Raw genomic sequence first — 8,176 nt, forward strand, 5'->3', positions numbered from 1 at the left:
CTACGGGCTTATAGCCCGTGAGCAAACCACCCGTTTTACGGGTGGTTCTGATTTGGCTCTAAATATATTTGATTTGTTTGCTACTAGCAATATTCCTATATTAAGTTCTATAAAAACAACTGCTGAAATTATACATGATATACCTAATATGATTTTTTATCAAAGCTAGATTATTTTATTAAAGCTATATAGAGGATACAAAGAATATATTGACTTGAAAATTATTTTGTATATTTGTTAATGCTATTGAACTTTTGTTAGTTCAAGATATAGAATTTATACTAACTTGTGAAAAAAACGGAGGATATTTTGTGAATCGATAAAATCATTCAGTATATTTGATGAATTAAAAGATAGAACAACATTAAAATTGGGTCTTATGCCTGATAGTTTAGAGGTACCAATAGATCAAAAATTGAAAATATTATTGAGTTATTTAGAAACAAATATAGATTAATTAGTAATAATATCCTCAATTGTATTTTTATTATTAGAATATGAATATCTTAGTGATATTATTTATAAGTTTTATGTGGAAATAATAAATAGTTAGGACTAAACTATTAGTTAAGTTGAGGGATGGTAAAGTTTATGTAGAAAAGAAAAGAACCTCCTAGCGACGAAAAGTCCGTTATAGGAGCACAGCAAATTACCTATTTTACGGCTGGTTATGATCGTTGAATATATACAATTACATATTTTAGCAGGATTTTATTCTCTCTTTATTGAAATGTATCAACAAATGTTTTGTTGATACATTTTTATATATTAGGAGGGTATTTATATGATTGAAAACAGGATTGTTTTTGATGGAGAAGATATTATTTGTGTGTATCATAGAGGGGTTGATGATGTTGATATCATTAATCATAAGGAATGTACTACACTAGATGGTAAACTGTTAGAATTTATAGAACGAAAAGTAGATAGTGATGTTGTGCTTAATAAGGTGAGTCCATTGATATCTATACAGGGGGTATTGTCTACTGGGGCGGATTTGAATCCTTATGGAGATATGGCATCAGCATATTGTAGTCACTATATAGTAACTAAAAAACCGTCATTTTTATTTTATAGTGATGCATTTACATCTAATGATGTTAACGTATTGGTAGAATTATTTGATTTTATTAATACATATTGTGGTTTACAACTTAAAAAATATCCATTACATTTAGGGGATATTTTTATCTTTGAGCCTACTCTTGTAGAAGTAAGGGGAAATGAAGTAGATGGGGTTGATGGTCTTACGCTTACAAATCTTCCTGTAGATTCTATGCTTATAGTGCATTTTAAAAGTTATGATGATTTAGGTGATACTGAGTATATTGTCGATACGGTTATTGTTAATGTTGAGAGAGGGAACAAAAGAATTAATATTAGTTCTGAGCATCCTTGGCAAAGTTTTGATATATTTATATATCATGAAGGGAAATTAATATATAAATCTATTGATAAATCTATTGTACGTTCGATACATATGGCGATTGATATACAGCGCGAACCTGTGGAACTGTCGCTTAAGCGATTGGGGAAAACGATTATTCAACAATCTAGTGAAAAAGAAACTTTTACAGTAGGAAAAATGATTGAACCGAAGTTGTTAAGGGCATACAATAAACAGATTGTTGATAATGTGGCATTATATGCAGATAATGTAAATAAAATATTGTATTGTGGAAGTGATGAGGATATACAAATTGAAAAAGATTATATAATTAGACAACTGGATCATGCTGCTGATGAGATTGTCATTTGTGATAGTTATTTTACCGATTATAGGAATGATAAGGATAAAGATAAGATTTTTGAATGGCTTGCTATTTTGGCTAACATGTCAGCAAAATCGAAGACTATTGTTTTCTATGTAACTCGAAAAGATGGGATTAATCGAGCTTTCACAGCAGATGAGTTATTAAGACATATTCCTTTATATCGAGCAGTAGCAAATTATTATCGGAATCATAATAATAGTTTAGGTATACGTTGTATTGAAACTAAAATACCGATTCACGATCGATTTATATTTACGCGGACAGATAAAAAAATACAATGTCTTGTTGTAGGGACATCATTTAATTCGTTAGGTGAAAATTTTCATTGTATTCATAAATACACAGGTGCTACAGCTAAATCACTATATGAAAGTATAATGAATAATGCAGTACAACCTCATATGGATGGGGTGGCAAAGCTATTATGAGTGAATTAAATGTACATGTTAAATATGATGCTTTAAATACTTTAAATGATTTATTTAATGGAATAAATTCAAATGTATTTGACTTATATAAAGACTATTGGAAACGAGAACTAGATATGTTTCGTGGGAATATTGAGCAAATTCAGTCACCCTTGGATATTGTATCTATGTTAATGGTATGGCTCGTTATATATCCTAATGATGAGTCTGTAGTAAGAACCTTTATAGATCAACATCATTTAAAAGGTAAATTATATGGTGGGCTAGTTCGATTATTATCAAGTAAACATCATAAAATAAGGCCTTGTATTGATGACTGTTCTCATAAGTTTTTATATCATACAATTGATATGCAATATATGGAATGCCATCATTTAGAATATAGTTATAAATTTCTATTTATTCTTGTTAATATATTGCATGATATAGATATAGATAAGTATATTAACTTATTAGGAAAAGATAATACATACTGGTTAGTGTTCCATCATATTATCAAGTATGGAAATAGATATATCGATACTTTACTATGTTCTACTGATTTTGTTACAGCAAGTATTGCTTTTTATTCATTAACACAGTATTTAAACAGATTAATCACTAAGTATAATGATAATATACGATTACAGAATCAAAATTTAGTAAGAAATAGCTTGTCAGGGGATAGTTTATCTCAAGATGAAATTAAAGAGAAGATAGATCGGTTGTATCAAGCCATTTGCTCTAGATTACAGCTAAAGAAAGCCCCTTGTTTATGTGAATTATTGATGCATCATGTATTGGAAACTAATCGGGTATATCATGTAACTGGTCAGCTAATGCTTAATGATATATTAATACAATTATTATTTAGCAGTTCATCATTAGACAATATGAAGGAGAATTGGAAACAAGCTATATGTGGTGCAAAAGAATTGTTGGTTTTCTTTGAAACATTACAAGTAGCAAGGTTATCATTAGAAGAACTGGATAAATACTATCGTCTAGGTATACAAATATTAACTGATTTAATAAAGAATGGAAGTGTACTATTGATTGAGAATAGTAGTGTTAAAAGATCTGTATTTGATTATGAATATATAAAAGTTGTGATAGGCATGCTATCTGATGATCTAAAAATAGAATTAAAAACAATTTTAATGACATATAGAGATTCCCTATATGTATCTCCATTGGATCGATTAGTAAGATATTCTTTATATATACGAGATATCTCTCGATATGAGACGATTCAGAGATTATTAGAGTTCATATAAATGTTATTGACAGGTGTTGTTGTATATAAAATAGAACTACAAAATCTTTTTACTTTTTAAACAAAATAAATGTTTTAAATGGGTTAATTATGATATAATAATTAAAAAAGGAGGTGTTATAGTGCGGTTATTAGGGTTTGAAATACATAATACTAATTTATTTGGTAAAAATTTACATATTGATTTAGTAGCAACCGATAAAGTAAGCCAATTACTTACTGATAATGACAACATAGAAAGGGCTTATAGGATTGATAGTGGAGCATCTATTTATTCCCAAAATATAATAGCTTTCACAGGTCTTAATGCAACAGGTAAGACCACGATTTTAGAAGTTATTCAGATATTGTTACAGATTGTGGCTAATGATGCTAGGTTGAATGACCCTCATATTAAACCAATTATTCAGAAAATTATAGGAAGTGCTGATGGTACAAAAGAGAAACCAATAGTTTTTGTTATGTGGTTTGAAATTGGTAAACAAATATTAGAGTTAACATCTTCAATTATAAAACGATATACATTGGACGATGAATATGATTTTATTTATAAGAATGAGATATTGAAAGTACGATCGTTCTCAAAACTAACTAAAAAGAATCTATTTAATTTTGTACGCTCTAAGGTTGTTAATCAACGTACCGATTTTGAAGATGCTAAGTTTTTACTTGATGACATGAGTATTGCGAGTATGTTTAAGGATAAGGCAACAAAGGTTCTTTGTTCGTTTGAAAAATATAATACCGTTCGGAATATACGACCTACAATTCCTGATGTGTCGATTATACAGTGTTTTGATAGTGCAATTAGTTGTATTGAACAGTCAGAGGGCAAAGATAAATACAAATTGAAATTCAAAAAAGATGGTGATTCCGAGTATAATCTATCTTATGATGAACTAGAATCCATTTTATCTTCTGGAACTGTAAAAGCATTGCACTTTTTTCCAGCTCTCCAATCCGTATTGAAAGCAGGAGGGTATATTCTATTTGATGAGATAGAAAATCATATTAATAAACGCCTTGTAGAATGGATTCTATCTTTATTTGAAAATCGCAATTATAACCCACATGGGGCCTGCTTGATTTTTACAACTCACTACCCAGAACTATTAGATACTTTTGTAAGAAAAGATAATATTTATATCACTCGTAAACGTAATGATGGAACATTAGAGGCTGTTAAATACAGTGATGAAATTGAACGTAATGAATTACTCAAATCAAATGTCATTTTTGGTAATTTAATTAAAGGGACAGTGCCTAAATATGCATCTATGAAAGCAGCAGAACAGGCGTTAGCGGGTACTGTTAAATAGGTGTTGTATGTCTACATTAACAGATATATGTGAAAATCATTATATTATTTTCTTTTGTGAAGGCCGGAATGAAGAAGATGCCTTAAGGTGGCTATCTGAAGAAGAAAAGTTAACTTTAGATGTAAGTAGTTGTAATTTTGATAATTTAAGAAAATTGCGCACTCGTAAACTACGCACTAAACATTTACAAGAAATACTGCGTAATGATTATGATAAACCACCAGTACTCATTTATATATTAGATAGCTTGAAAGAAACGATTACGTTACCTAGAGAGTTTCGGGAAATTCCTATCTATTATATATATACGTACCCTGAGTTTGAGATTTTATTTATTATACATATAAAGGAATGGAAAACATATAATCGGCAAAATCCTAAACCTAAAGCATCTGAATTTGCCCAAGGCTTTTTCGATTGGGATATAAAAACTGAAGGTTCAGTTAAGCGTGTGTTTGAATTTGAGGTTACTAATTTAGTGGAAGCAGCTCATTTGTTGAAGGTACAATATAATAAAATACGTGATTTGAGAGATAAATATGGTCTCTATGATTTGTGTCATTAGTTTTGTATTACGAAGGTAAAAACTTATAGTAATAAGGCTGTCCTAAAATGTGATTTATGATCTGCACCCATTTTCTTGGACAGATATAATTAAGCTACTCTTGGGGAATGAGTTCAGTATTCTACCGGACTCATTCCTTTTAATTTGAGCTTAATGCGTTTTGTATTGTAATAATTAATATAATCCTTTAATTTGTTGATAAAATCTTCATAGGAAGCAAACTTTTCTAAATATAACAACTCTGACTTTAACAAACCAAAGAAGTTTTTCATCACGCTATTATCCAAACAGTTTCCTTTTCGAGACATGCTTTGGATGATAGCGTGATTTTTTAATGTTTCTTGATAAGTACTATGCTGGTACTGCCACCTTGATCTGAATGTAGGATGCAGCCTTTGCTATTTGGTCTATTCCTAAAGGCTTTATCCAGCATAGATAATACCTGTGTTAATACAGGTCGTTCTGATATTTCATAGGATACAATTTCACCATTATACATATCTAAGATTGGTGATAAATAAACTTTACGCCCAAACACGTGAAATTCGGTAATATCTGTGGTCCATTTTTGATCTGGCTTTGTTGCAGTAAAGTTCCTCTTAATAATATTGGGAGCGATTTTTCCTTCAGTACCTCTATATGAGCGGTATTTCTTTAGGCGAACTTTACATGTTAAGTTTTCTTCCTTCATAATACGCATTACAACTTTATGGTTTATATGAATGCCTAATTTATGCAATGCTATTGTAATTCGGCGATACCCATAACGACCTTTATTCATCGCCACAAGTGTGCGAATAGCTTCTCGTTCTTCTGCATATTTGTCTCCACTTTTTAAGCTAGCTAAACGTGCATAATATGTACTACGACTAATGCCAAAGTACTCGAGCATAAACTGAAGGGGGTATATTTTTCTTAATCTTTCGATGGCAATTGTTTGTGCTTTTTTTTTACAGCTCTATTGGGTTTAGCAATTTCACGCATTTCTTTCATAAAGTCATCGTAAAAAGACATTTCATATTTCAACCGGGCGATTTCAGCTTCTAGTTCTTTTATCCGTTCTTTGTCTGATTTAATACTTTGCTCTTTTGTGGGAGATATTAGTTCTTTCGGTTTCATAGATGGTCTACCTTTAGGCTTGGGGTACAACCCCAAAATTCCTTCGTCTAAATACCGCTTTTGCCATATAGAAATTAGACTAGGGTTATCTAAATTAAATAATTCTGCTGTTTCATTAAAGGATAACTTATTCTTCCACCTAGTTTCAAGAACTTTACGTTTAAAATCTGCTGAAAATACTTGTTTACCAATTTTATGGGTCAAATCATGACTAAGTTTAAACTTGTGTAGCCAATTTCTTACAGTACTTGCTGGAACTTCAAGCTCTTTAGCAATTCTAAAGCGCCCCCATCCTTTTTCAGAAAGATAGATAGCCTTTTCTTTTACTTCTTTTGAATATTTTGACATAAAAAACTGCACCTCCAAAAATTGTGTCCAATTTTTGGGGTGCAGTTCATAATATCTGTAGTCCATTTTTAATCTGGCTTTGTTGCCGTAAAGTTTTGCTTAATAATATTAGGAGCAATTTTTCCTTCGGTGCCCCTATACGAACGGTACTTCTTTAGTCGGACTTTGCATGTTAAGTTTTCTTCCTTCATAATACGCATCACAACTTTATGATTTATATTGAAGCCTAATTTATGTAATGCTATTGTGATTCGTCGATATCCATAACGCCCCTTGTTTATCGATACAAGGGTACGAATAGCTTCTCGTTCCTCTATATATTTATCCCCTTTATTTATGCTGGCTAGGCGTGCATAATACGTACTTCGGCTAATACCAAAGTATTTGAGCATAAACGGAAGAGGATATATTTTTCTTAATCTTTCGATGGCAATTGTTTGTGCTTTTTTTTTACAGCCTTATTGGGTTTAGCTATTTCACGCATTTCTTTCATAAAGTCATCGTAAAAAGACATTTCATATTTCAACCGAGCAATTTCAGCTTCTAGTTCTTTTATCCGTTCTTTGTCTGATTTAATACTTTGATCTTTTGTGGGTGGTATTAGTTCTTTCGGTTGCATAGATGGTCTACCTTTAGGTTTAGGTTGTAATCCTGAGATTCCTTCATCTAAGTATCTTTTTTGCCATGCTGCAATTAGGCTAGGATTATCTAAGTTAAAATGTTCTGCTACTTCCTTAAAGGATAACTTATTTTTCCATCTAGTTTCAATAACTTTACGTTTAAAGTCTGCTGAAAATACTTGTTTAACCATTTTTCTATTTATATTATGATTAATCTTAAATTTAAGTAACCACCCATTTACAGTACTTTCTGGAATCCCAAGCCCTTTAGCAATTCTAAAAGCATTCCATCCTTTTTCAGAAAGATAAATAGCATTTTCTTTTACTTCTTTTGAATATTTTGACATAAAAAACTGCACCTCCAAAAATTGTGTCCAATTTTTGGGGTGCAGTTCTGTTATTGTCTTTAGATTGGTTCGCGACGTAGTCGCGAATCATAAAACCACCCGCTATGCGGGTGCGGCAACGAAAGTTATACAAAAAAATCACCTTGCTTAAGTATAATGTAGGTGTTCAAGTCGCATTATATGCAAAAGAAAGGTGATTTTATATGGCAACAAAGACACAGAGCCTTGCGCACACAAAATGGTTATGCAAATACCACATAGTATTTATACCTAAGTATAGACGTAAAGTTATATATAATCAATACAGAAATAGTTTACGTGAAATACTGAGACGTTTATGCGAATATAAGGGCGTCAAGATTATAGAGAGGGAGCTTATGGCAGATCATGTGCATATGCT

7 protein-coding genes and 1 pseudogene are annotated in these 8,176 nt (G+C 31.1%); 5 read left to right on the top strand and 3 right to left on the bottom strand.

Translation table 11 applies throughout. The features are described 5' to 3' along the window. The first annotated feature begins 784 nt into the window (after positions 1-784). From DW000_RS09680 to DW000_RS09695, 4 genes are all read left to right on the top strand, one after another. The gene (locus DW000_RS09680; protein ID WP_120056246.1) at positions 785-2,203 is read left to right on the top strand and encodes a hypothetical protein; all 1,419 of its coding nucleotides are present in this window, start codon (positions 785-787) and stop codon (positions 2,201-2,203) included. Next, entirely contained in the window at positions 2,200-3,459 is a 1,260-nt protein-coding gene (locus DW000_RS09685; protein WP_120056248.1) for a hypothetical protein, read from the top strand. Before DW000_RS09680 ends, DW000_RS09685 begins: the two co-directional genes overlap by 4 nt. Positions 3,460-3,580: 121 nt before the next feature. Beyond that, positions 3,581-4,777 (top strand): AAA family ATPase, encoded by a 1,197-nt coding sequence (locus tag DW000_RS09690; RefSeq protein ID WP_120056250.1) that lies wholly within the window; start codon positions 3,581-3,583, stop codon positions 4,775-4,777. A 7-nt stretch (positions 4,778-4,784) separates the two neighbouring features. After that, positions 4,785-5,342, top strand: a complete 558-nt coding sequence (locus DW000_RS09695) for a hypothetical protein (protein ID WP_120056252.1) — start codon at positions 4,785-4,787, stop codon at positions 5,340-5,342. Positions 5,343-5,673: 331 nt separating this feature from the next. On the opposite strand, the gene DW000_RS09705 is transcribed toward DW000_RS09695, so the two are convergent. From DW000_RS09705 to DW000_RS09720, 3 genes and pseudogenes are all read right to left on the bottom strand, one after another. Next, the gene (locus tag DW000_RS09705; RefSeq protein ID WP_243624590.1) at positions 5,674-6,234 is read right to left on the bottom strand and encodes an IS3 family transposase; all 561 of its coding nucleotides are present in this window, start codon (positions 6,232-6,234) and stop codon (positions 5,674-5,676) included. 215 nt (positions 6,235-6,449) lie between these two features. Continuing rightward, a pseudogene (locus tag DW000_RS09980) lies at positions 6,450-6,875 on the bottom strand (helix-turn-helix domain-containing protein); the annotation flags it as partial. Between the two features lie 349 nt (positions 6,876-7,224). Beyond that, positions 7,225-7,776, bottom strand: coding sequence for a helix-turn-helix domain-containing protein (locus tag DW000_RS09720; RefSeq protein ID WP_243624592.1), 552 nt, complete (start codon positions 7,774-7,776; stop codon positions 7,225-7,227). A gap of 203 nt (positions 7,777-7,979) precedes the next feature. On the opposite strand from DW000_RS09720, the gene tnpA reads away from it, so the two are divergent. After that, positions 7,980-8,176, top strand: a 197-nt coding sequence (gene tnpA / locus DW000_RS09725) for an IS200/IS605 family transposase (protein WP_120056260.1), incomplete at its 3' end; no start/stop codon positions are given.

It is taken from the genome of Veillonella sp. AF36-20BH, assembly GCF_003602765.1.
Taxonomy (GTDB): domain Bacteria; phylum Bacillota; class Negativicutes; order Veillonellales; family Veillonellaceae; genus Veillonella; species Veillonella hominis.

Coding starts and splice junctions, on each gene's coding strand:
- DW000_RS09680 (WP_120056246.1), top strand. CDS start 785: ATGATTGAAAACAGGATTGTTTTTGATGGAGAAGATATTATTTGTGTG.
- DW000_RS09705 (WP_243624590.1), bottom strand. CDS start 6,234: ATGCTCGAGTACTTTGGCATTAGTCGTAGTACATATTATGCACGTTTA.
- DW000_RS09695 (WP_120056252.1), top strand. CDS start 4,785: ATGTCTACATTAACAGATATATGTGAAAATCATTATATTATTTTCTTT.
- DW000_RS09685 (WP_120056248.1), top strand. CDS start 2,200: ATGAGTGAATTAAATGTACATGTTAAATATGATGCTTTAAATACTTTA.
- DW000_RS09720 (WP_243624592.1), bottom strand. CDS start 7,776: ATGTCAAAATATTCAAAAGAAGTAAAAGAAAATGCTATTTATCTTTCT.